At 37.7% G+C, this 22,267-nt stretch carries 17 protein-coding genes; 8 read left to right on the plus strand and 9 right to left on the minus strand.

Features of this window, described 5'->3' with window-relative positions; translation table 11 throughout:
* The 8 genes from B6A10_RS03520 (at position 1) to B6A10_RS03555 (ending at position 10,907) form a co-directional block, all read left to right on the plus strand.
* Positions 1-1,071, plus strand: coding sequence for a glycoside hydrolase family protein (locus B6A10_RS03520; RefSeq protein ID WP_188219731.1), 1,071 nt, complete (start codon positions 1-3; stop codon positions 1,069-1,071).
* Positions 1,072-1,081: 10 nt separating this feature from the next.
* Positions 1,082-3,214 (plus strand): hypothetical protein, encoded by a 2,133-nt coding sequence (locus tag B6A10_RS03525; protein ID WP_188219732.1) that lies wholly within the window; start codon positions 1,082-1,084, stop codon positions 3,212-3,214.
* Between the two features lie 622 nt (positions 3,215-3,836).
* Positions 3,837-5,684, plus strand: a complete 1,848-nt coding sequence (locus tag B6A10_RS03530) for a rhamnogalacturonan lyase (RefSeq protein WP_188219733.1) — start codon at positions 3,837-3,839, stop codon at positions 5,682-5,684.
* Positions 5,685-5,779: 95 nt separating this feature from the next.
* Positions 5,780-6,667: a hypothetical protein gene (locus B6A10_RS03535; protein WP_188219734.1), complete on the plus strand. Its 888-nt coding sequence runs from the start codon at positions 5,780-5,782 to the stop codon at positions 6,665-6,667.
* Between the two features lie 17 nt (positions 6,668-6,684).
* A complete protein-coding gene (locus B6A10_RS03540; protein WP_188219735.1) occupies positions 6,685-7,035 on the plus strand; it encodes an STAS-like domain-containing protein in 351 nt (116 codons plus the stop codon).
* Positions 7,022-7,561 (plus strand): type II toxin-antitoxin system VapC family toxin, encoded by a 540-nt coding sequence (locus B6A10_RS03545; protein WP_188219736.1) that lies wholly within the window; start codon positions 7,022-7,024, stop codon positions 7,559-7,561. The genes B6A10_RS03540 and B6A10_RS03545 overlap by 14 nt, the downstream gene beginning before the upstream one ends.
* Positions 7,562-7,908: 347 nt before the next feature.
* Positions 7,909-10,128: a nitric-oxide reductase large subunit gene (locus B6A10_RS03550; protein WP_188219737.1), complete on the plus strand. Its 2,220-nt coding sequence runs from the start codon at positions 7,909-7,911 to the stop codon at positions 10,126-10,128.
* Positions 10,129-10,382: 254 nt separating this feature from the next.
* Entirely contained in the window at positions 10,383-10,907 is a 525-nt protein-coding gene (locus B6A10_RS03555) for a hypothetical protein (protein WP_188219738.1), read from the plus strand.
* 59 nt (positions 10,908-10,966) lie between these two features.
* Here B6A10_RS03555 and B6A10_RS03560 read toward each other — a convergent pair whose 3' ends face one another.
* The 9 genes from B6A10_RS03560 to B6A10_RS03600 form a co-directional block, all read right to left on the minus strand.
* The gene (locus B6A10_RS03560) at positions 10,967-11,776 is read right to left on the minus strand and encodes an MOSC domain-containing protein (protein ID WP_188219739.1); all 810 of its coding nucleotides are present in this window, start codon (positions 11,774-11,776) and stop codon (positions 10,967-10,969) included.
* Between the two features lie 175 nt (positions 11,777-11,951).
* A complete protein-coding gene (locus B6A10_RS03565; protein WP_188219740.1) occupies positions 11,952-14,495 on the minus strand; it encodes a heavy metal translocating P-type ATPase in 2,544 nt (847 codons plus the stop codon).
* Between the two features lie 72 nt (positions 14,496-14,567).
* Complete coding sequence (locus B6A10_RS03570; protein ID WP_188219741.1) at positions 14,568-14,957, minus strand: heavy metal-binding domain-containing protein; 390 nt, start codon at positions 14,955-14,957, stop codon at positions 14,568-14,570.
* 96 nt (positions 14,958-15,053) lie between these two features.
* Entirely contained in the window at positions 15,054-15,614 is a 561-nt protein-coding gene (locus B6A10_RS03575) for an AraC family transcriptional regulator (protein WP_188219742.1), read from the minus strand.
* A gap of 108 nt (positions 15,615-15,722) precedes the next feature.
* Positions 15,723-16,421, minus strand: a complete 699-nt coding sequence (locus B6A10_RS03580) for a DUF3347 domain-containing protein (protein ID WP_188219743.1) — start codon at positions 16,419-16,421, stop codon at positions 15,723-15,725.
* A 167-nt stretch (positions 16,422-16,588) separates the two neighbouring features.
* Positions 16,589-17,800, minus strand: coding sequence for an efflux RND transporter periplasmic adaptor subunit (locus B6A10_RS03585; protein WP_188219744.1), 1,212 nt, complete (start codon positions 17,798-17,800; stop codon positions 16,589-16,591).
* 47 nt (positions 17,801-17,847) lie between these two features.
* Positions 17,848-19,080, minus strand: coding sequence for an efflux RND transporter periplasmic adaptor subunit (locus B6A10_RS03590; protein WP_188219745.1), 1,233 nt, complete (start codon positions 19,078-19,080; stop codon positions 17,848-17,850).
* A gap of 2 nt (positions 19,081-19,082) precedes the next feature.
* Entirely contained in the window at positions 19,083-20,336 is a 1,254-nt protein-coding gene (locus B6A10_RS03595; RefSeq protein ID WP_188219746.1) for a TolC family protein, read from the minus strand.
* Positions 20,326-22,260 (minus strand): efflux RND transporter permease subunit, encoded by a 1,935-nt coding sequence (locus B6A10_RS03600; RefSeq protein WP_188219747.1) that lies wholly within the window; start codon positions 22,258-22,260, stop codon positions 20,326-20,328. Before B6A10_RS03600 ends, B6A10_RS03595 begins: the two co-directional genes overlap by 11 nt.
* Positions 22,261-22,267 lie beyond the last annotated feature (7 nt).

Raw genomic sequence — 22,267 nt, forward strand, 5'->3', positions numbered from 1 at the left:
ATGAACAGAAAAGAATTTATAAGCAGTACTTTGCTGGCTTCTCTGGCAGCTATGCTTCCTGTACATGCGCATGATTTTTTGACTTCTGACAAAGAACCCAAACTTTCAGATTTTGCCAAAAGTTTAACGCCCGTAGGGCGTGCTTTGGAATTTGAGGACTATTACGTTTGGTGCAATAGTCCCATTGAAGGTCCAGATGGGAAAATTCATGTTTTCTATTCGCGCTGGCCTAAAAGCAAAGGCATGAGCGGATGGATAAACTGTTCAGAAATTGCACATGCTGTTGCCGATAAACCCGAAGGTCCTTATGAATATGTGAGTACCGTACTTGCACCAAGAGGTCCCGGTTTTTGGGATGCTACTACCTGCCACAACCCAAGTATCCATTATGTAGATGGAAAATATGCCTTATTCTTTTTAGGAAATTCCAATGGAAAAATGAACACCAAACGCATCGGATTAGCAACCGCTGATTCCCTTTATGGCCCATGGAAAAGACCGGACGAACCCTTATTACTTCCCGGAAAAGAAGGCGAATGGGATGATTTACTGACTACGAATCCTTCTTTTATCAAACACAATGGTAAGTATTGGCTATATTACAAATCATTGGACACCGAAGGCTACGTACATCCAAAATTTGAAATCAAAGGCAATCGAAAATACGGTCTGGCTATTGCTGATTCACTTGAAGGTCCTTATATCAAATACGAAGGCAATCCTGTAGTTGATTTCCATAAAATGGGCAACAACCAACAATGTGAAGATGCTTATGTTTGGTACGAAAAAGGCAAATTCAAAATGATAGCCCGAGACATGGGTGTTTTTGGTATGGACAAAGGCTTGTACCTGGAATCCAACGATGGTAAACATTGGTCGAAACCACAAATTGGCTATCAGGAACTCAGCAAATACATTGAACAACCACCAGCCCCAAAACATTTGAATCGCTATGGAAGAGTGGAAAGACCACAACTCTTATTTCAAAACGGAAAACCTACTTATCTGTTTACCGCTTCACAAGGCGGGAAATATAAAACGGCTTCCGCTTTTATTTTTAAAATCAATTAAATTATAATTTATGCAAAAATTATTAATCAGCCTCTCTTTATGTTTGCTGCTAACCACAGCTAAGGCACAGCAAAAAATTGACCGAAAAGCCGTTGTAACCAGGCACAATGTCAATATTACCAAAATTGACACCTTAGGTTCTTTATCGGTGGGAAACGGAACTTTTGCTTTTACCGTTGATGCCACCGGATTGCAAAGTTTTCCCGACTATTATCAGGCGGGAGTCCCTCTGGGAACCCAATCGGAATGGGGATGGGATGCTGTACCGAATACCGAAAATTACAAATTTGAGGAAACCCTACGAAATTTTGAACAACACGGCAGACAGGTTCCTTATTCTATGCAACAAAAATCGCCGGAACATGCTGCAAAAGCGGTGGAATATTTCCGTGCCAATGCGCATCGTTTACAGTTGGGGAATTTAGGTTTTGAATTGTACAAAAAAGACGGAACTCTGGCTCAACCATCAGACATAAAAAACATTAAACAAACGCTGAATGTATGGACGGGAGAGATTGAAAGTTCTTTCACATTGGAAGGAACTCCGGTAAAAGTATGGACGGCTTCGCATCAGGAAAAAGATGTTATTGGTGTAAAAGTAGCTTCCGATTTGATGAAAAAAGGACAGCTAAAAATTCGTCTGCGCATTCCTTTCCCAACTATGAAATGGGGCGACAACGGCAACCTTTGGAAAGCCGATTTTGCCTATACCAGCACTCTTTCAAACAAAGGTAAAAATGAGGCGATAATCAATCATAAAATGGATTCCATCACCTACAATATTGGTTTAAAATGGAAAGGAAATGCAAGTATTTCAAAAAAAGAAGCGCATTATTTTCTTTTGACTCCAGCCAAAAGCAACAACTTTGAATTCAGTTGCGAATTTGCTCCGGCTCATAAAGGAAATCTAAACATTCCGGATGTTGCGGCGGTTCAATCGAGCAGCATTGCAGGTTGGGAAAAATTCTGGAAAAGTGGCGCAGCTGTTGATTTCTCAAAATGTACAGATGCCAGAGCTTTCGAATTGGAGCGCAGAATTGTGTTGTCGCAATACCTAACCAAATTGCAATGTACGGGAACAGAACCTCCGCAGGAAACCGGATTGACTTTTAACAGCTGGTATGGAAAACCGCACTTGGAAATGCACTGGTGGCACGGCGTACATTTCCCTTTATGGGGAAGAGCCAATCTATTAGAAAAAAGTCTTCCTTGGTACAATAAAGTGTATGATAATGCCAAAAAAATTGCCGAACGTCAAGGTTTTGATGGCGTAAGATGGCAAAAAATGACCGACCCAGATGGTAACGAAGCACCTTCTTCTATTGGAGCTTTATTAATTTGGCAACAGCCTCATTTTATTACTTATGCCGAACTGATGTATCGTGACCATAAAGATAAAGCCACTTTAGATTTATACAAAAAACGCGTTTTTGCCACTGCCGATTTTATGGCTTCTTTTGCTTATTACAACAAAGAGCAAAAAAGATACATTTTGGGACCAGGAGTTATTCCGGCACAGGAACGATTTGTAGCTGCAGATACTTACAATCCAACTTATGAATTGGCCTATTGGAATTGGGCTTTAAATACCGCTTTAGAATGGAAAAAACGATTGGGTGAACCGGAAGTTGCCAAATGGAAAGACGTGGTAGCTCAATTATCTAAATTACCAATTCAAAATAATGTGTATCTGGCTACCGAAAGCGCCACCGATTCTTATATCAATCCGGAATACAAAACCGATCATCCTTCTGTTTTTGGCACATTCGGAATGTTACCAGAAACGACTTTATTGGACAAAAAAATCATGCGAAATACTTTTGATTTAATTTGGGACACCTGGTCATGGAAAGAAACTTGGGGCTGGGATTTTCCAATGACAGCCATGACTGCTGCCCGATTGGGAATGCCCGAAAAAGCAGTTGATGCCTTGTTTATGGAGGTGCAAACCAACACTTATTTGGTTAACGGACACAACTATCAAGAAGGACGTTTGCCTATTTATTTACCTGGTAATGGTGGAATTCTAACAGCTGTAGCTATGATGTGTGCGGGTTGGGATGGTACTACCGAAAACAATCCGGGTTTCCCAAAAGATGGTAAATGGAATGTAAAATGGGAAGGTCTTGAAAAGATGTTTTAAAGGGTAACTTCTTTCATATATAGAAAAGCCACCCCGCCCGTTGGGCACCCCTCCAAAGGAGGGGAAGTCTCGTAATTTCCCCTCCTTTGGAGGGGTGCCTGAAAGGCGGGGTGGTTTATTTGCTATTGCTTATGTTAATTACATTAAGCTTTAGCCGAATGAAACTAAATCCTGAGAGTTTTTAATTCTCAGTATTTTTTGTTTAAAAAAAGTATACATCAATTGTAATAAAATCATTGTTGCTTATGAGATTCAAACGTCCTTAGCTGCCGCAGTCGAGTGTCAAATGTTTGAAGAAAGCGTAAAAAGAAAAGCTGTCTGAGCGCAGCGAGTGCTGCCTCTTTTAGCATTCGAAAACCAATTTGACCGACGAGGAAGCGCAAGACTTGAAATCAAAGATTCATGAATACAGAAAAACAATAAAAGTGCATGAATATTTTTTTGTTTCTTTTTTGATCAAGCAAAAAAGAAAATTACAATTTATCATTTTGAACAAACTTACATCGTTAGCTTCATAAAGAGATAATCTCTTTTTTTACAAAAAAGACTTTAACTCTTTAAACTTTTTCCCTTATTCACAGTCTAATACCCTTTAACCAATTAACCCAACCCTAAAACCATAATGAAAAAATTCCTCTTAGTAATACTCCTAATTCAGACCAACAGCTTTTTGCTATTCAGTCAAAGACAAATGGAATCCTTAGACCGTGGACTAATTGCTGTAAAAGAAAACAATCATTTCTACATTAGCTGGCGTGTTCTGGGCACAGACCCTGATAATGTAACTTTTAATTTGTATCGAAAAAGTAGCAACAAAACCGCAGTTAAAGTAAATGAAAAACCAATTACAGGTGCAACCAACCTGATCGATGAAAAAGCGAATCCCGCCGAAGAAAATACCTGGTTTGTAAAAACAGTGCTGAATGACGTTGAAAAAGAAGCCAAAGGAAGTTTTAGCCTGGCAGCCAATAGTCCTGATAAAAACTATTTATCCATTCCGTTAAAAGCCATTCCGGGCTATGCTCCCAACGATTGCTCGGTAGGAGATTTAGACGGAGACGGCCGTTATGAACTTGTGGTTCACATGACCGGAAAAGGAGCCGACAATTCGTTTACCGGATTGACTGATCCTCCTATTTTTCAGGCTTATACCTTAGAAGGGAAATTTTTATGGGAAATTAATTTGGGCAAAAACATTCGCGAAGGCGCTCATTACACTCAATTTATGGTTTACGATTTAGACGGTGACGGCATAGCTGAATTCGTTTGTAAAACCGCCGATGGAACAACAGATAATGCCCAAAATGTAGTAGGAGATGCCACCAAAGACTGGAGAGATTTGAATCCGAAATCAGGGACTTTTGGGAAAATTTTACAAGGACCGGAATACCTTTCGGTTTTTGACGGAAAAACAGGAAATTTAGTAACTACCGTGCCTTACATTCCCGAAAGAGGGAATATCGGAGCTTGGGGCGGGAAAGGCGGCAACGGAAAAAATGACAACACCGGAAACCGTGTCGATCGTTTTACGGCTTGTGTGGCTTACTTGGACGGCATACACCCAAGTGTGGTTATGTGTCGCGGTTATTACGGTCGCATCGTAATAGCAGCCTGGGATTTTAAAGATAAAAAACTGACTTCGCGATGGGTTTTTGATACCAAAGACGGCAGTAATCCTTATTCCGGAATGGGCAATCACGGACTCTCGGTTGCCGATGTGGATAATGATGGCAAAGACGAAATCATCTTTGGTTCAATGGTGGTTGATGACGATGGAAAAGGATTGTACACTACCGGATTTCGTCATGGCGATGCGCTTCATGTAAGCGATTTAGATCCTGAAATTCCGGGTCAGGAAGTTTTTGGCGTTCACGAAATCGAAGAAGGCACTAAAGGTCCGGGTGTGGCTTTGTTTTCGGCTGCGGATGGAAAAGTATTGTTTACCGCCGCTCCCAATGAAGATGTAGGTCGTGGCGTTGCCGATAATATCGATACCACAAGAGTGGGTGCCCAAATGTGGTGGTCCGGTTCCAGAGGATTGTATGACATCAAAGGGAACCGCATTGGGGATGCACCCCGTTCTACCAATTTCTTAATTTATTGGGATGGCGATGCTTCGAGAGAAATTCTAAATTCCAATTATATTGACAAATACGGCAAAGGACGCCTATTCACTGCCGAAGGTGCCCGTTCTAATAATGGCTCAAAATCCACTCCTGCCCTTTCGGCTGATATTTTAGGCGACTGGAGAGAAGAACTCATTTTAAGAAGTAACGACAACAGCGAATTGCGTATTTATTCTACCACGATTCCAACTACAATCAGGCAATACACCCTAATGCACGATTCGCAATACCGACTGGCAATTGCCTGGCAAAATGTAGGTTACAACCAGCCACCACATACCAGTTTTTATATGGGAACCGGAATGAAAGCCGCTCCAAAGCCGAATATTAAATTGGCACCTTAAACCTTTATCTTAGATATATTTTTAAAAAGCACAGCTAACTCTGTGCTTTTTTGTGAGAAAATTATAGAGTATCATAAAATTCATATCTTTACAAAATGAAAATTGTATATATACCGTCAAAAATTACTTCAGATGTTAATGGTTATGAATTACTTTTACGACTTCAAAGTGATTTATCCCATTTTATTGGAGAAGACATTCATATAAGCTTTAAAAATGTTTATTGGTTTGAAGCAAATCTAGTTGCTATTCTTGGGGCAATTATTGAAGATTTAGAAAATAGACATAATAGAGTAAAAATTATCGATGCTGAGTACTTTAGATTAAAAAATGATATTTTGTTTAGAAACGGTTTTTTTCCTCAGTATGGAATTACTTCTTCAAGCTTATTTAGCAGTAGTACGCAAATCCCATACATGAAATTTAAAGAACATGAACCGCAACTTTATAATGACTATATTCAATCGGAACTACTTGATAACAAAGATTTCCCAAGACATTCTGAAAAGCTTGGAGGAGAGATAAAGCGTAATATTTTTGAATTATTTGAAAATGCTCGAACACATGGAAAATGTAAACATATACATACTTGTGGTCAATTTTATCCAACTAGAAAGAAATTACACATAACAATTGTTGACACTGGACAAACCATTGTCAATAATGTAAAGGATTTTTTAAAAAAGGACATGAAATCTTCTGAATATATAGATTGGGCTATGGAAACAGGAAACACTACAAAAGTTGGAAACATACCCGGTGGATTAGGTCTAGGTTTAATTTTCGAATTTATAAATTTAAATAAAGGGAAAATACAAGTTGTTTCATCTAATGGTTATTGGGAATTAAGAGAAGGAAAAATTAGCAAACATGACTTAAATTTTAGTTTCAGAGGAACCATTGCAAATCTTGAATTTGATTTAACAGAAAATAACCATTATAGTTTAGCTGATGAAGTGCCTCAATTCGATATTATTTTCTAACTTTGAAAAAAAATATAATGCAATTAAGAATAATAGATATAATAAAGACGAACTTTGCCGTCACAACTGATGATGGTGATAGAATATTTGATTTATTAGATCAAAATTTTTCAAAAAAAAACCCAGTAATTCTTGACTTTGAAGGAATTACACTAATGACAACTGCTTTTTTAAATTCTTCAATAGGACAATTATATAGTAATAATAAATATTCAAGTGAGTTTCTAAATAGTAACTTAAAGATAGTAAACGTCCAAGAACAAGACAGATCTTTATTTGCCATAGTTGTTAAACGAGCGAAAGAATATTTTGCTGACCGACAAGGTTTTGAAAGAAACACAAGTGATTCGATTTATGGCAGCGACTAATATTAATTCTTATAAAATCAAATTATCTGATCAGTTTTTTTTTGATACTAATATTTGGTTATTACTTTTTGGTACTGTAGCCAATTATCAAAGAAATGACCAAACTGCTTATGCTGGTTTCCTTCAAGAACTTATAAACAGAAACAGTGCCTTATATATAAATTCAATGATTATTTCAGAGTTCGCAAATGTTTTATTGCGTCACGATTTCAAACAATGGTCAAAAACGTGTAATATCCCAAATCCAGAATTCAAACGTCATTTTAGCACTACGGATGATTATAAAAACTCAATATCAACTGTGAAACATTTAATTTCAAACATTTTATCAATACCAATTTTAATTAAAGTTTCTGACAGTTTTCATAATAATGATATGATTTCTGTACTCAGTGATTTTGAAATTGTAGATTTCAACGATTCTTATATCGCCAATTTGGCAAGATCGAACAATTATAAAATTGTCACTAATGATAGAGATTTTCAAAAGCTGAAAAATATCGAAATTTTGACAACTCAAATTTAAAGTCCGATATAACACCTCGCTCGTGCGCGAAATAAAATTCAGCGAAGCGAATCCTTTCACGTTCGAAACAGTAAACTTTCACGCAGATTTTGCAGATTTTGCAGATTTCCGCAGATTATGGAATAATTTTTCTGCTCAAATCAGTAAAATCTTCCCGCTAAATTTTAATAAAGGATATTTTTGTCTTTTATTAAAATTAGTGTACTTTTGTATCGAATAATTAAAAACCTTTACAAAAATGAAAAAATCAGTATCCGCCGGCAAGCAATAAAAGACAAAAACCTCTTTTTGTCTTTTGTAAAAGTAAAAACATCACAACAAATTAATTCCAATTAAATAAAATAAAAATGAAAAAAACGTGGTTAGCCTTTATAAGTGTGGTAATCATCTCATTTATAATCCTTCTGGGAGTGGGGAAAGAAATCTATCAAACACAGCCTCCGATTCCGGAAAAAGTAATTTTAAAAAATACAGGAACAATAATTTATACCAAAGAAGATATTCAAACCGGGCAAAATGTATGGGAATCCATTGGCGGAATGGAAGTAGGTTCGGTTTGGGGACACGGAAGCTATGTAGCTCCGGACTGGACCGCCGAATGGATTCATAAAGAAGCCGTTTTTGTGCTGGACAACTGGGCTAAAGCCTTTAGCACTTCTTATGAAAATTTAGATGTTGAAAAAAAAGCGGCGCTAAAAGCCCGATTAATCCAGGACATCCGAACCAATACCTATAATGAAGCCACAAAAACCATCAGTATTTCAGAAGAACGCTACAATGCCATCAAAAACAATACGGCACACTTTAGCAGTATTTTTTCAGAAGGAAATGCCGAATATGCTATCCAGAAAAAAGCATTAACCGACAGCAAAAAATTAACTCAGCTAAATGCTTTTTTATTCTGGACTTCCTGGGCTGCCAGTACCAACAGACCCAACGCCGATTATACATATACGTCTAACTGGCCGCACGAACCTTTGATTGACAATAACATCACTAACAGCTCGGTGATTTGGTCAGGTTTGTCAATTGTGTTGTTATTATTATTCATCGGAATATTAACTTACTATTACCTTCTTAATCATGAAAAAGGCGAATTGCTGGACAAACCGCAAAGCAATCCGTTACAGGATTTAAAATTATTGCCTTCGCAAAAAGCAGTTTTAAAATATTTCCTGATTATTTCATTATTAATCGTTTTACAAATTGTTTTAGGAATTGTCACGGTGCATTATACCGTAGAAGGTCAGGCGTTTTTTGGTTTCGAAATTTCCAAATTCCTGCCTTATTCTGTCACAAGAACCTGGCATACGCAGTTGGCTGTATTTTGGATTGCAGCAACCTGGTTAGCCACCGGATTATTCCTGGCACCGATGATTTCCGGAAAAGAAATCAAAAAACACATTCTGGGAATCAATTTTCTGTTCATTGCCTTACTGATTATCGTATTGGGTTCTATGTTTGGCGAATGGCTTGGAATTCATCAGTTCTTAAGTCTGACAACCAACTTTTTCTTCGGGCATCAGGGTTATGAATACATGGATTTAGGGCGCTTTTGGCAAATATTACTGGGAGTCGGATTGGTTTTATGGGTTCTTATGGTAAGCCAGCACATAATTTTTGCCATCCGTAAAAACGATCATTCTAAAACGTTGCTAACGATATTATTGATTTCCGTAATGGCCATCGGGATGTTCTTCTTCTCAGGATTAATGTATGGCGAAAACAGCAGCTTACCGGTAATCAATTACTGGAGATGGTGGTTGGTTCACCTTTGGGTAGAAGGTTTCTTTGAAGTATTCGCCACGGTGGTGATTGCTTATATTTTCTCTCAAATGAAAATAATTTCAGCCAAAACAGCGGGAAGAGTTTCGGTAGCATCAGCGACTATCTTCTTAGCCGGAGGGATTTTGGGAACTTTGCACCATTTGTATTTTTCAGGAACACCGGTAAAAGCGATTGCTTTGGGAGCAACCTTTAGTGCCTTAGAAGTTGTGCCGCTTACTTTAATGGGGTTTGAAATCAGAGAAAACTGGAATTTATTAAAAAGTACTGCCTGGATGCAAAAATACAAATGGCCTATTTTCTTTTTTATTGCCGTCGCTTTTTGGAATTTTATGGGAGCCGGAGTATTTGGATTCTTAATCAATCCGCCAATTGCTTTGTATTATATACAGGGATTAAATACCACAGCTGTTCATGCACATACCGCTTTATTTGGCGTATATGGAATGCTCGGAATGGGATTCATTTTAATTTGTTTGCGTTTCTATTCAGACAGAGACTGGGATAACAGCAAACTTAAAAAAGCTTTTTGGGCTTTGAACATCGGCCTTGTTGCAATGGTTCTTTTTAGTTTATTGCCAATTGGAATTATTCAGGCATACACCTCAATTACCAAAGGCTATTCCTTTGCCAGAGAAAGCGAATTACTGTACTCTCCAACCATCCAAACCTTAAAATGGTTGCGCATGATTGGTGATATTATTTTCTCAGTGGGTATTTTTTACTTCTGTTGGTTTACCGTAAGTGAAACCATTTATAATTTAAAAAGAAAAATAAAATAACGCTTCCCTTTTTTTAAACGAAAGCCTGTCGAAGGATTATTATCCCTGGCAGGCTTTTTATTTTTTCAATGCAATTGCAGCTCCGGTTGCAAGAACTCCCTCCTGCTGCGCGATTACATTTTACACAAACAAAAACTTTGGTTTCACAATCCTCATAACAACTTAAAACACAATAGATTACAAACACAAACAAGAAAAATTACTTAACTTTATACTACTAAATAATTTAGCATTAATCTTTAAAATTGTTTACCATGAAAACATTAAAAAGATTTAGTCTAGCCCCTGTTTTTATTTTTTTTATTCTAGGACTTTCCTCTTGCAATTATGCACCTGATTTTGGTGATGACTTTGGCGATGTAGAATGTTTAGGATGTGGAGAAGACTGGGAAATCAATACACTTGACGAAGCTAATCGAGAATTGACAAACCATACTTGGAAAATGACTACTATCAATGTAGCCAATGATAATACAGAATTCTATAACTACAAATTGGTTTTCAAAACTGATAAAACAGTAACCGCAACTTATGACACTGTTACTTTTAACGGTACATGGTCTGTTACAGATAACAATCCTAACCAAAAATTAATCTCTGATTTAAAACTAAAGCTTGTTTTTACTTCGCCCTCAATTTTTACTCAAATATCCAAAGAATGGACTTTAATATCCTCCACAGTTAGCCTTTTCAATTATAATGAAGGGGATTTACTAGAATTTGCCTATATCAGCAATAATGTAACAAGTTATAGTTTTAAATTACAGGCAATTAATTAAACTGGCTCAAAAACTCGTAATCACTCTCGAATGACCAACTACTTTAGAATTTAAAAATCTTAATTTTTTTGAATACAACTTGCCCCAACAGCAATATACCCTTCTTGTTTAGCAATTACATTTTGTCCGAACAAAACCTTATTCCCCACTTTCCGGTATTGAGACAAAGTATATAAAGGTTCTTTTCCTGCAAAAACTCCTTTTTCAAAATCAACGGTCGTCATAATGCAACGTCCGCAGGGTTTTACTCCATAAAAAAGCTGATTGCCTATACTGAATTCTTTCCAGCTTTCTTCCTCATAAGGATTTCCTCCGCTAATCACAAAATTAGGTCGAAAACGTCGGATAGAAACCGAATTTTCCAATCGGGAATTTAAATCGTCTAATGAAGCCTGCCCAATGAGCAAAAAAGGAAATCCATCCGAAAAAGAAGTAATATCATCCGGAGTAACGGCATAATTCGGATCTACTTTGCGCAAACTGCCTTCGGGCATATAAACCAATCGGACTTTAATGCCTAAAATTTCCGAAAACCAGTCCGAAACCGCTTCGTCCACCTCAACAGCCTGAACAGCATCTTCCCAAACCATTACTTCCGCTAAAGGACTTCCCTCCTTTGACGAAAGCGGAAAACGAATACTTCCTTTTGCTGTATCATTGTGAGAAATTTGTAAAAAACCGTCTTCAATTTGAGGGTGAAATAATGCCAATTCCGGATGTTTACGTTGAGTAACAAAAACACCATTTTCATCCACCAGCATCCATCTTCGGTCAAATTCCAACCCTCTTGGAGTGACTTTTGCCTTTTCCAAACGAATGCCGGCAAGCGATTTTACCGGATAAATCCAAATTTCGGAGAGTTGCATCATTTTGTCTTTTTTTCAAAAATAATAAATTAAAATCTTAACCATATAAGTTCATTTAGTCAATGATAAACTTATACAGTAAAAAAAAAACAGGAATCAAACAAACAGATTTTAGCCCTTATAAGTTATCTTCGGTAATCTGCTAAAATCCGTTTCATCTGTGTCCCAATTTATATTTTTATAATTTCAAATTTCGCAATCGCAATGCATTGGTAATCACTGAAACCGAACTAAAACTCATCGCCAAAGCCGCAATCATCGGTGACAATAAAATTCCAAAAACCGGATATAAAACCCCTGCCGCAATAGGAATTCCGATAACATTATAGAAAAAGGCAAAAAACAAATTCTGATGAATGTTTTTCATTACCGCCTGACTCAATTCTTTGGCTTTCACAATTCCCTGTAAATCGCCTTTTACCAAAGTAATTTTAGCACTTTCAATGGCAACATCCGTTCCAGTTCCCATCGCAATCCCCACATCCGACTGTGCCAATGCCGGAGCATCATTGATTCCATCACCGGCCATTGCGACAATTTTTCCTTCCGACTGTAATTTTTGGATTACTTTCAATTTGTCTTCCGGCAAACAACCCGCCTGAAAAGAACTCAATTGCAAAGCATTGGCCACTGCCTCAGCCGTATTCTTATTATCTCCGGTCAGCATCACCACTTCCACTCCTTTTTGCATCAACTCTTTGACCGCCGCCGCGCTATTGGTTTTTATCGCATCCGTAATCACCACAAATCCCAAAACCGAACGATCAACAGCAATATAAGAAACGGTTTTCCCCAGTTTTTGCTCGGCAATAACCTGCTCTTCAATAGTTGAAGAAATTGTTATCTTACTATCTTCCAAAAGTTTTTTATTACCCAAAAACACTTGTTTTCCCTCAACAATCCCCTTTACACCTTTTCCGGTAATGGCTTCAAAGTTTTCAGCGGCAGTTAAAGTTATGTTTTTCGCTTTCGCAAAAGAAACGATAGCCTGTGCCAAAGGATGTTCGCTATATTGATTAACAGATGCAATTGCCTGAAGTGCCTCATTTTCCTTTTCGTCATAAACCTGAATGTGCTCCACCGAAGGTTTTCCTTCTGTCAAGGTTCCGGTTTTATCCGTAATTAAAACATTTACCTTATTCATGTTCTCCAAAGCTTCGGCATTTTTTATCAAAACCCCGAATTGCGCTCCCTTACCCACTCCAACCATTACCGACATGGGTGTTGCCAATCCCAAAGCACAGGGACAGGCAATAATTAAAACCGCAACCGCATTGATAAATCCGTAAATGAGTGCATTTTCCTGAGGCCCAAATTGCGCCCAAACAAAAAAAGTAATTACAGCCACCAACACTACTATTGGTACAAAATATTTTGAAATTCGATCGGCTAATTTTTGAATGGGCGCTCTGGAACGGCTGGCATCATTCACCATTTGTACAATTTGCGACAATAAGGTTTCGGCTCCTACCTTTTCGGCCAGCATCAAAAAAGATTTATTTCCGTTGATGGTTCCTGCAACCACAGCATCACCTTTCTTTTTATCTACCGGAATAGGTTCTCCGGTAATCATAGATTCATCAATTGTACTTTCTCCCTCCGTTATTTTCCCATCAACCGGAATTTTGTCTCCCGGTTTCACACGCAACAAATCGCCTTTTTTAATCGCATCGATAGCAATCACTTTATCAGCACCATTTTCTACCAAAACAGCTTCGGTAGGCACTAATTTCAACAATTCCTTAATGGCTCCACTGGTACGGCTGTGGGCTCTGGCTTCTAACAACTGTCCTAACAAAACCAGTGTTAAAATCACGGTTGTGGCTTCAAAATACAAATGCACCGTTCCCATTTCAGTTTTAAATTCTGCCGGAAAAAAATCAGGAAACAACAATCCAAATACACTGAACAAGAAAGCCACACCAGCACCAATTCCGATAAGCGTGAACATATTCAAATTCCAACTTATTATTGATTTCCAGGCACGTTCAAAAAACATCCAACTGGCATAAAAAACAACCGGAAGCGACAACACAAACTGCACCCAATTCCAGCTTTTCATATCCATCAGCTGCATTAACGGATTATTAGGAATCATATCCGACATGGCAATAATGAAAATAGGCAGCGTAAATACTACGGCAATTTTCATTTTTTTAAGCAAATACGTATAGGTTTTATTTTCTTCGTTTTCGACAGGTTTCATGGGTACCAAATCCATTCCGCAAATAGGACAGGAACCCGGTTCGTCCTTAATCACTTCCGGATGCATGGGACAGCTATATTGGGTTTTAGCAATTGTAATTTCAGGGGCTTTTACTAAATCCATTCCGCAAACCGGACAACTTCCGGGTTTATCATACACCTTATCTCCTTCGCAAAACATAGGGCAATAATATTTCCCGGCTTGTTTTGCGGACAATTCCGGATTCACTTTCGGCTGATGATGATGCGAATGAGAAGAAGTCCCGCAACAGGATTTGGATTCCGGTTTCGGTTTATCTTTAGCTTCAGGATGAGTCATTTCGATGGTATAATTTCCGGCATTTGCCAAAACTTCCTGTAATTGAGCAGTAGGCAAATGTTTTTCCATCTGAATAATTGCTTCCGGCGGATTCAACGTAACCTTTGCTTCAATGCCTTCAATAGTATTCAGCGTTTTTTCAACCTTGGTTCGACAACCGTCGCAACTCATTCCTGTGACTGTATAAGTATGTTTCATGATTATAAACGATAAAAATAAGTCCCGTAAAAACAGGACTCTTTCAATTAAAAAATATAAATTCTAAACTATTTATTCTTCCGAATCCATGTTTTTATGCATCTCTTCTTTCATCTTAGGCATGTCTTCCTTCATACTTTTCATCGCTTTCATATCCATACCACATTTAGGACATTTGCCCGGTTTGTCACTCATTTCGTTAGGATGCATCGGACAGCAAAATTTATCAGCATGCTTCTCGGCTTTCATTTTTTTATGTTTGCCTTCTTTCATTTTTTTAGCCACCAAATCCATCCCGCATTTAGGACATTTTCCGGGTTGGTCACTTTTCACTTCCGGATGCATCGGACAAGTGTACATGGCTTTTTGAGCTTCTTTTTTAGAAGCTTTTTCGGTGGTTTGAGCAACAGCTGTTACCGAAACCGCTAAGAACAGGCTTAGCAAAAGGAGTATTTTTTTCATGATTTTATTAATTTATTTTTGGTTATTTTCTTAATCCAAAGTTCAGAAAATCATGCCTTTTTTGCCTTGTACAATTTTGATAAAGATTTGTAAAATTTACAATTTATCAATCTGTTTCCGGCTATTTTCCTGAGATTGTTTGTAAGCCGTAGGCGAAAATCCGGTAATTTTTTTAAACTGATTACTCAAATGTGCTACATCAGTATAATTGAGTTGAAAGGCGATTTCACTCAAACTTAACTCATTATAATTCATCAGTTCTTTTACTTTTTCAATCTTTTGTGTAATAAAATAATGCTCGATGGTAATACCTTCATTTTCCGAAAACAAATTGCTCAACGCATTATAATCCTGTTTTAAATCTTCGGCGAGATATGTGGACAAATTAATTTTGAGCTGGTCTTTTTGATAATGCACCAAATTGACAATCAGGTTTTTTATTCGCTCAATAGTTTGGCTTATTTTGTCATCCAATAATTCAAAACCCAAGTCTTTCAAATTTTCAGACAACTGTTGTTTTTCGGTTTCCGTAAGTGGATTTTCAATTTCAGCTTCTCCTAATTTTAAGGCGCGCACCGAAATATCCATTTCTTCCAATAGCTTTTTGACGGCCATTTCACAACGGGCACAAACCATATTTTTGATATAAATTTTCATTTGAAAATTATTTTAAAACTGTTTTTAAACAAAAAAATCCCAACTTAGAAAAACGAAGTCAGGATTTGGATTGCTTTCATCAACTACACTAATTAAGTTGGAAAAAGATTATTTAATTTCTTTAATCATGCCTCCGCATTCAAGCATTTCGGAACCATAATACGGATTTTTGATGGCTTTAAATTCACTAATCCAATACCCGCTTTTTCCTTCGTTATACATTGGACAATAATCCTGATACAAATGCTGACTGCTCCCAAAAGTGGCAATCAAAGTCGAAATATCTTTGCTTAAAACCGCAAAATACTTTCTTTGCAAATCCATTTTAGTCTCATTCTTAGCGATTAATCCGGCTTGGATTTTAGCATCGTCAGTACTATTTAAATATTTTGTCAATAATTTGGAATCAATTTTTGTAACATCAGTTGCCGAAACTGCTTTTTCAAAATCGGCTGCCGCAGTAGCTGCTTCTTTTGCATTATCGGCTGCCAAAGCGTTTTTGATTTTCAAATAAGCATTGATAATCGCATCAGTAGAAACGGAAGCTTTCACGGCATCGCTCACCTCAGCAATTTCAACTTTAGTGTCTGCCGATTCTTCTCCTGCTTTTACGGGTTCTAAATCCATTCCGCATTTACTGCACACATCGCCTTTTTTTCCTGTAATTTCCGGATGCATCGGACAACTGTATTGCACATCGGATTTAACAATCACCTGTCCTTCAGCTTCTTTTTCTTCTTTATTTTTTTGATTACAACTTACTAAGGCAAGTGTTAACATGAAGCAGGAAAACATTATTTTTTTCATTTTTTTTTATTTTTTAATCGTTAAAACTAATTGGTTCTTTTTTATAATTTATTTTCACGTAAACTGTACCGAAGGTACGACATCTGGATAAAATTTCCCATTTTTGATGACATGCTTTGTTTAAAAATTTCAATCACAGCGCATCTTTTGTAGCAAAATTGATTCCGCTACATTTTCATTCCCTCCATGGGATCTTTTCCTTTTCTAAATTTATATTCACTATTAATGGCATAAGCACCGGTAATTACCACTTTTTTATCCGAATCCAACGGGGAAGTAATTTCAACCATTCCCTCCGATTCTACGCCGGTTGTCACCATCACATTTTCAAAAACACCGTGACTTTTTTCCAGCCAGATAAACGTGGCATTTTCATCTCTGATAACCGCATCAACAGGAACAAAAATTCCTTTTCGCATCGTCATTTTTAATCGGACAATAGCCTGCATTCCCGGTTTTAAATCCAAACGGGGATTAGGAACTTCCATTCGGACAAATAACAACCTGGAATTAGGATCAATTTCCGGATTAATGAAAACCACCTGTGCCTGCACAGACTGATTCGGATAATCCACAAAAGACAAAGTTGCCGTTTGCCCCAAATGTAATTTATTGGCATAATTAACATTAACCTGAGTTTCGAGCCACAAACTCCCTAAATCAGCCAGTTTAAGTATCGGTGTTCCTTCCATTACATAACTGCCTTCGGTAATGGCAATTTCCGAAACCGTTCCGCTGTAAGTGCTGTAAAAAGTAGTATAAGGAGAAACCTCTTTTTGCGTTCTAATGGCTTCAATCTGTTTTGGCGACAAGCCGTAAAACAACAGTTTCTGTTTGGCTGAAGCCAAAATATTTTGGGCATTTTTACCAAAATCTCCCGGCATACTCAGTTGTTTAAAAGCCGCCAGATAATCCTGTTTGGCTATCGCCAAATCTTCACTGTACAGCTGATACACCGGCTGATTTTTTTGCACAAAATCGCCTTCGGTTTTAACATACAACTTTTCTATTCTTCCCATCGCTCTGGACGAAATACTCTTAATTCGTTCCTGATTAACCGCCAGTATTCCGTTATAGCTTTCCTCCGGACTAGCTTGTGAAGCAACTAACGGAGCAGTCGTGATATTGCCCAATTTTAACTGTTGGTCGCTCAACGAAATTTCATTCGACTGGTCTTTATCTTTTTTCATCAAAGTTAATTCCATGTGACAAATAGGGCATTTTCCCGGTTTGTCTTCTTTCACCTGAGGATCCATCGAGCAGGTATAATACGCCTCTTCCTCAGAATGAAGATGCGCATCCTTACTCTTGGAATTACAGGACAAAAGCAAAACAAAAACCAACAAGCAAAGCCAACTTATTCTTCTAAATACTTTCATTTTTTCTCTATTTTTTAGAATCGTTTTTTCTATTTCAACAATAGTTTCTAGCGAATAAAACTTTCACTATCCATCAGATAGTATCCGTTTTCAGCTACCTCCTCTTCGGTGCTGATTCCGCTTAAAATTTGTATCCAGCCCTTTCTTTCAATTCCGGTTTTTACCTTAGTCGATTGAAATCCGTTACCTTTTTTCACAAATACAAGCTGATGACTTCCTAAACTCACCAAAGCTTGTTTGGGAAGCCAGATGCCCTTTTGCGAAAACGTTTCAATCTTTCCTTCTAATCGCAAACCAATTGGGAACTGCCGTTGCGCATTATTGAGGTACACCCTGATGCGATTGGTTTTTTCCGAAGGATTGAGTTGGGTTTCTACAAAATCTACTTTAACATTCACTACCTCATCCGGATCTAATTCACTCACAATCTGAATCGACTGTCCCGCTTTGATTTGACTGGCATAACCCTGTATCACATTAAATACGCCCCAGACTTTATCAGTACTAACCAACTGAAAAACCACGGTATTTTTAGTAATATAATCGCCCTCTTTCAACAAAGAAACTCCCGAAGCAGCGGTAGTTTTCATTCCATCATTGGTAGTATTACTTTTTGAACCACTCACAACACCACTAACCGGACTATAAATTGAAATTATCGGATTGACTCTTTGTGTTGTAACCAACGAATTAATCTGGTTTTTAGTCATGCCGTAAAGCAGTAATTTTTGTTTTAAAGCGTTTATAATTGGCTTATTCTCCGAATCATTATGAATCAAATACAGAAAATTTTGCTGCTCGGTAAGCAATTCCGGACTGTACAAATCGAATAATTTTTGTCCTTTTGTTACTTTTTGGTACGCATAATTCACATACATTTTTTCGATTCTTCCGTTTACTCTTGCTGCAATATTTTCATAGGAATTCGCTTCATAAGTAACAATTCCCGGTAACTTTAGCTCGCTGCTTATTGCGGTATCTTTGGCTCGGGTAGTTTTAAAATTTCCCGCCACAAACTGATTGGCCGGCTGAAGTAATTCTTCAACATCGGGACTTTGTGACTTTTCTTCTTCTACTGTTTTTTTGACCAAATCCATGCCGCAAATAGGACATTGTCCGGGTGCATTTCGAATAATTTCCGGATGCATCGGGCAGGTATAAACTGCTTCTTCATGCGAATGAGCGGACTCATTTTTAGATGTACCAACAAAATAATACACTGCAAATCCCAGCAATACAACTGCTATAGCCAACAAACCATATTTTAGATAGTTGTTCATGTTTATTTTCTTTCTAGTTGTTTTTCAATTTCTACCTGAACATTCAAAATCATTTGCAATTTATCCAGCTTTTCCATTTGCGCCATATTGAGTGCTTCCCAGGCATCCAATACCACAAATAAATCGCCTGTATTGTTTTGCCAGGCTAAAACCGCCGTGTCATAATTGCGTTTCAAAGCCGGAATAATGTGCTTCTCAGCAATATCGTATTGCTTTTTCAGGCTGACCCATTCTGCCTGCATGCTGGAAATCATTCCCGATGCTTCATTCAGAATCATTTGTTTTTGCCATTCCAGACTTTCGTTTTTAATCTTAAAACTATTAGCATTCGCCTTATTCATTTTTGTAGACCAGGGCATTGGCAGTTTAATCATTCCCATTAAAGTAAATTGTTGCGGCATTTGACCAAAAGCAAACATGTGGTCGTATTTTATGCCAAATTCCGGCAGCTGTTTTGACTTTTCAATTTCCATTTTAAGTGTATTCAACTCCATCGTTTTTTCGATTGCCTTAACATCGCTTCGGTTTTGAGCAAGCATAGTCACATCCGTTTGAAACGAATCGGCTTCTTTGAGCGTATAATTTGAATCTATTTCAAAAAGCAAATTTTTATCTCTTGCCATCAGCGTATTGAGCGCAATTCGTTTTTGGGAGATTTCATTTTGCAGCATGAGTTCTTCACTTTGCAAAGCACTGTATTTGGATTTAGCCTTATAATACGTGGGTAATTTATCCATATTATACTGATAGCGGATTTCCATACTTTTAATCATGTAATCCAACAGCAACAGATTTTCTTTGATAATTTTAATTTTTTTATCCAAAACCAGCCATTGGTAATAATTGGCTTTGGCCAAAGCATTCAACTGATTACCGGTATATTTTTTATTTTCGGCTTCCACCGAAGACATGGCGTTCATGTAATTGGCTTCGGCTTTTTGTCGGGAAGCATTAGGAATCATTTGGGTAAACCCAACCATATACGCCCCCATTCCCCGACTCATTTCATCGGCTTTCCACATTTTAGTATTGTAAGGCGTCATAAAAAATCCGGTACTAATTTCGGGAGCCATCCAGCTTTTTGCTCCTTTTGCAGCGGCATCCATGCTTTGAATATCGGCTTCGTACATTTTTAGCTGAGGATTATTGTTTTGAATTTGCATCAAAATTTCATCCAATGAAAGCGTTTGTCCAGCAGCTGCTAAGACATTTAAAAGCAAAAAAACTATACTGATGTAATATTTACTAGTTTGCATCGATAATATCTATTTTCCCTTTTGTTTTCAATTCTCTTAATTTGGTGATTTCAAAAACAACAGGGGTTACTAATAATACATAAATAACAGAGGAAATTGTTCCTCCAATCAAGGGTACGGTAATTGGAATCATCACGTCGGCGCCGGTTCCGGAAGACCAGAGTATTGGCACTAACCCAAAAAGTGATACCGAAACCGTCATTAATTTTGGTCGCAATCTTTTAGCCGAACCTTCAATAACATATTCCCGTATAATGTCTTCGTTGAGAGTTTCGCTGCTGTTTCCATATTTGGCAATCATTTTATCCATTGCTTCATTGAGGTAAATGGTCATCAACATGGCGGTTTCAACAGCCATTCCAAACAAAGCAATGAAACCTACAGCGACAGCCACCGACAGATTAATTCCGTAGAAATACACCATAAATATTCCTCCAATTAGAGCGAAAGGAACGGTTATCATCGTAATTAAAGCTTCTTTCATGGAACGATACGTGAAATACAAAATCATAAAAATAATGAGAACAACAATCGGTAAAATAAGGCTTAAAGTTTGGTTTGCCCGAATTTGATTTTCCCATTGACCGCTCCATTCCAAATAATAACCTTTAGGCATTTTAGCCATCATTGCATTCAGTTTATTTTGGGCTTCTTTGACTGTACTTCCTAAATCCCGGTCGCGTACATTGAACAAAACACTACCGCGAAGCATAGCATTTTCGCTATTAATCATCGGCGGTCCGTCGCTTATTTTAACCTCTGCAACTGATTCAAGAGGAATTGGTCCAAATTCCATGGTTTGAAGTTGTAATTGCTTTAATGCGTTCAGACTGTTTCTGTATTCCTGAGCATATCTCGCATTAACCGAAAAACGTTGTCTCCCTTCGATGGTAGAAGTCAGCGTCATGCCGCCAATGGCTGTTTCTACCACACTGTTTACTTCATCAACACTAAGACCGTAGCGGCCAATTTCTTCTCTTTTGGGAATAATATCAATGTATTTTCCGCCGGTAATAGGTTCGGCAAATAAATCTTTAATCCCCGAAGTGCCCTCTAATGCATTTTTAATTTTTTGGGATAAAGCATCAATAGTATCCAGACTGGTTCCGTAAACTTTAATCCCTACATCGGTTCGGATTCCGGTTGAAAGCATATTAATCCGGTTGATAATTGGCTGAGTAAAACCATTGGTTACTCCGGGAATCTGGAGTTTATTATTAATTTCGGTAATAATATCATTCTTCGTGATTCCGTCTCTCCATTCGCTTTGCGGTTTGAGTAATATTATGGTTTCAATCATACTTATCGGACTGTTATCCGTCGCTGTATTGGCTCTACCGGCTTTTCCTAAAACATGAGTCACTTCGGGAATCGAGCGGATTAATTTATCCTGAACCTGCAAAATTCGTTTGATTTCCGTATTCGAAACATCCGGTAAAGTCACCGGCATAAACAAAATGGATCCTTCGTCCAAAGGCGGCATAAATTCCGATCCCAATCGGGTGAACATAAAACCACCAATTAACAAGGCCACTAGATTTAGTGCCAAAATTGTTTTTCGCCATTTTAAACAAAAAACCAAAACCGGCGTATAAACCTTTTCTAATTTTCTGTTTATCGGATTTTTTTCTTCAGAGCGCAATTTGCCTTTGAGCAAAAAACTAATCAACACCGGAGTAAGTGTTATCGCCAGGAAAGCATCAACAATCAAAATAAATGATTTTGTCCAGGCCAACGGACTAAACAGCTTTCCTTCCATTCCCGTTAACAAAAACACGGGCAAAAAAGAAGCGATAACAATGAGTGTAGAATAGAAAACTCCCGGTCCGACCAGTTTGGAAGAATCTTCAATAATCTTCATTCGCTCCTCGGCAGATAAAGGATCCTGCTCTTTTTTAAACCTATTTTTAAATATATTTTTCATAGTTCCG

It is taken from the genome of Flavobacterium pokkalii (genome assembly GCF_014596575.1).
Lineage (GTDB): Bacteria > Bacteroidota > Bacteroidia > Flavobacteriales > Flavobacteriaceae > Flavobacterium > Flavobacterium pokkalii.

Excerpts from the sequence above, each read along its gene's own strand:
- B6A10_RS03520 (WP_188219731.1), top strand. The coding sequence starts at position 1 with ATGAACAGAAAAGAATTTATAAGCAGTACTTTGCTGGCTTCTCTGGCA.
- B6A10_RS03580 (WP_188219743.1), bottom strand. The coding sequence starts at position 16,421 with ATGAAAAAAATAATGTTTTCCTGCTTCATGTTAACACTTGCCTTAGTA.
- B6A10_RS03590 (WP_188219745.1), bottom strand. The coding sequence starts at position 19,080 with ATGAACAACTATCTAAAATATGGTTTGTTGGCTATAGCAGTTGTATTG.
- B6A10_RS03535 (WP_188219734.1), top strand. The coding sequence starts at position 5,780 with ATGAAAATTGTATATATACCGTCAAAAATTACTTCAGATGTTAATGGT.
- B6A10_RS03600 (WP_188219747.1), bottom strand. The coding sequence starts at position 22,260 with ATGAAAAATATATTTAAAAATAGGTTTAAAAAAGAGCAGGATCCTTTA.
- B6A10_RS03560 (WP_188219739.1), bottom strand. The coding sequence starts at position 11,776 with ATGATGCAACTCTCCGAAATTTGGATTTATCCGGTAAAATCGCTTGCC.
- B6A10_RS03595 (WP_188219746.1), bottom strand. The coding sequence starts at position 20,336 with ATGCAAACTAGTAAATATTACATCAGTATAGTTTTTTTGCTTTTAAAT.
- B6A10_RS03565 (WP_188219740.1), bottom strand. The coding sequence starts at position 14,495 with ATGAAACATACTTATACAGTCACAGGAATGAGTTGCGACGGTTGTCGA.
- B6A10_RS03545 (WP_188219736.1), top strand. The coding sequence starts at position 7,022 with ATGGCAGCGACTAATATTAATTCTTATAAAATCAAATTATCTGATCAG.
- B6A10_RS03550 (WP_188219737.1), top strand. The coding sequence starts at position 7,909 with ATGAAAAAAACGTGGTTAGCCTTTATAAGTGTGGTAATCATCTCATTT.
- B6A10_RS03530 (WP_188219733.1), top strand. The coding sequence starts at position 3,837 with ATGAAAAAATTCCTCTTAGTAATACTCCTAATTCAGACCAACAGCTTT.
- B6A10_RS03570 (WP_188219741.1), bottom strand. The coding sequence starts at position 14,957 with ATGAAAAAAATACTCCTTTTGCTAAGCCTGTTCTTAGCGGTTTCGGTA.
- B6A10_RS03555 (WP_188219738.1), top strand. The coding sequence starts at position 10,383 with ATGAAAACATTAAAAAGATTTAGTCTAGCCCCTGTTTTTATTTTTTTT.
- B6A10_RS03525 (WP_188219732.1), top strand. The coding sequence starts at position 1,082 with ATGCAAAAATTATTAATCAGCCTCTCTTTATGTTTGCTGCTAACCACA.
- B6A10_RS03575 (WP_188219742.1), bottom strand. The coding sequence starts at position 15,614 with ATGAAAATTTATATCAAAAATATGGTTTGTGCCCGTTGTGAAATGGCC.
- B6A10_RS03585 (WP_188219744.1), bottom strand. The coding sequence starts at position 17,800 with ATGAAAGTATTTAGAAGAATAAGTTGGCTTTGCTTGTTGGTTTTTGTT.
- B6A10_RS03540 (WP_188219735.1), top strand. The coding sequence starts at position 6,685 with ATGCAATTAAGAATAATAGATATAATAAAGACGAACTTTGCCGTCACA.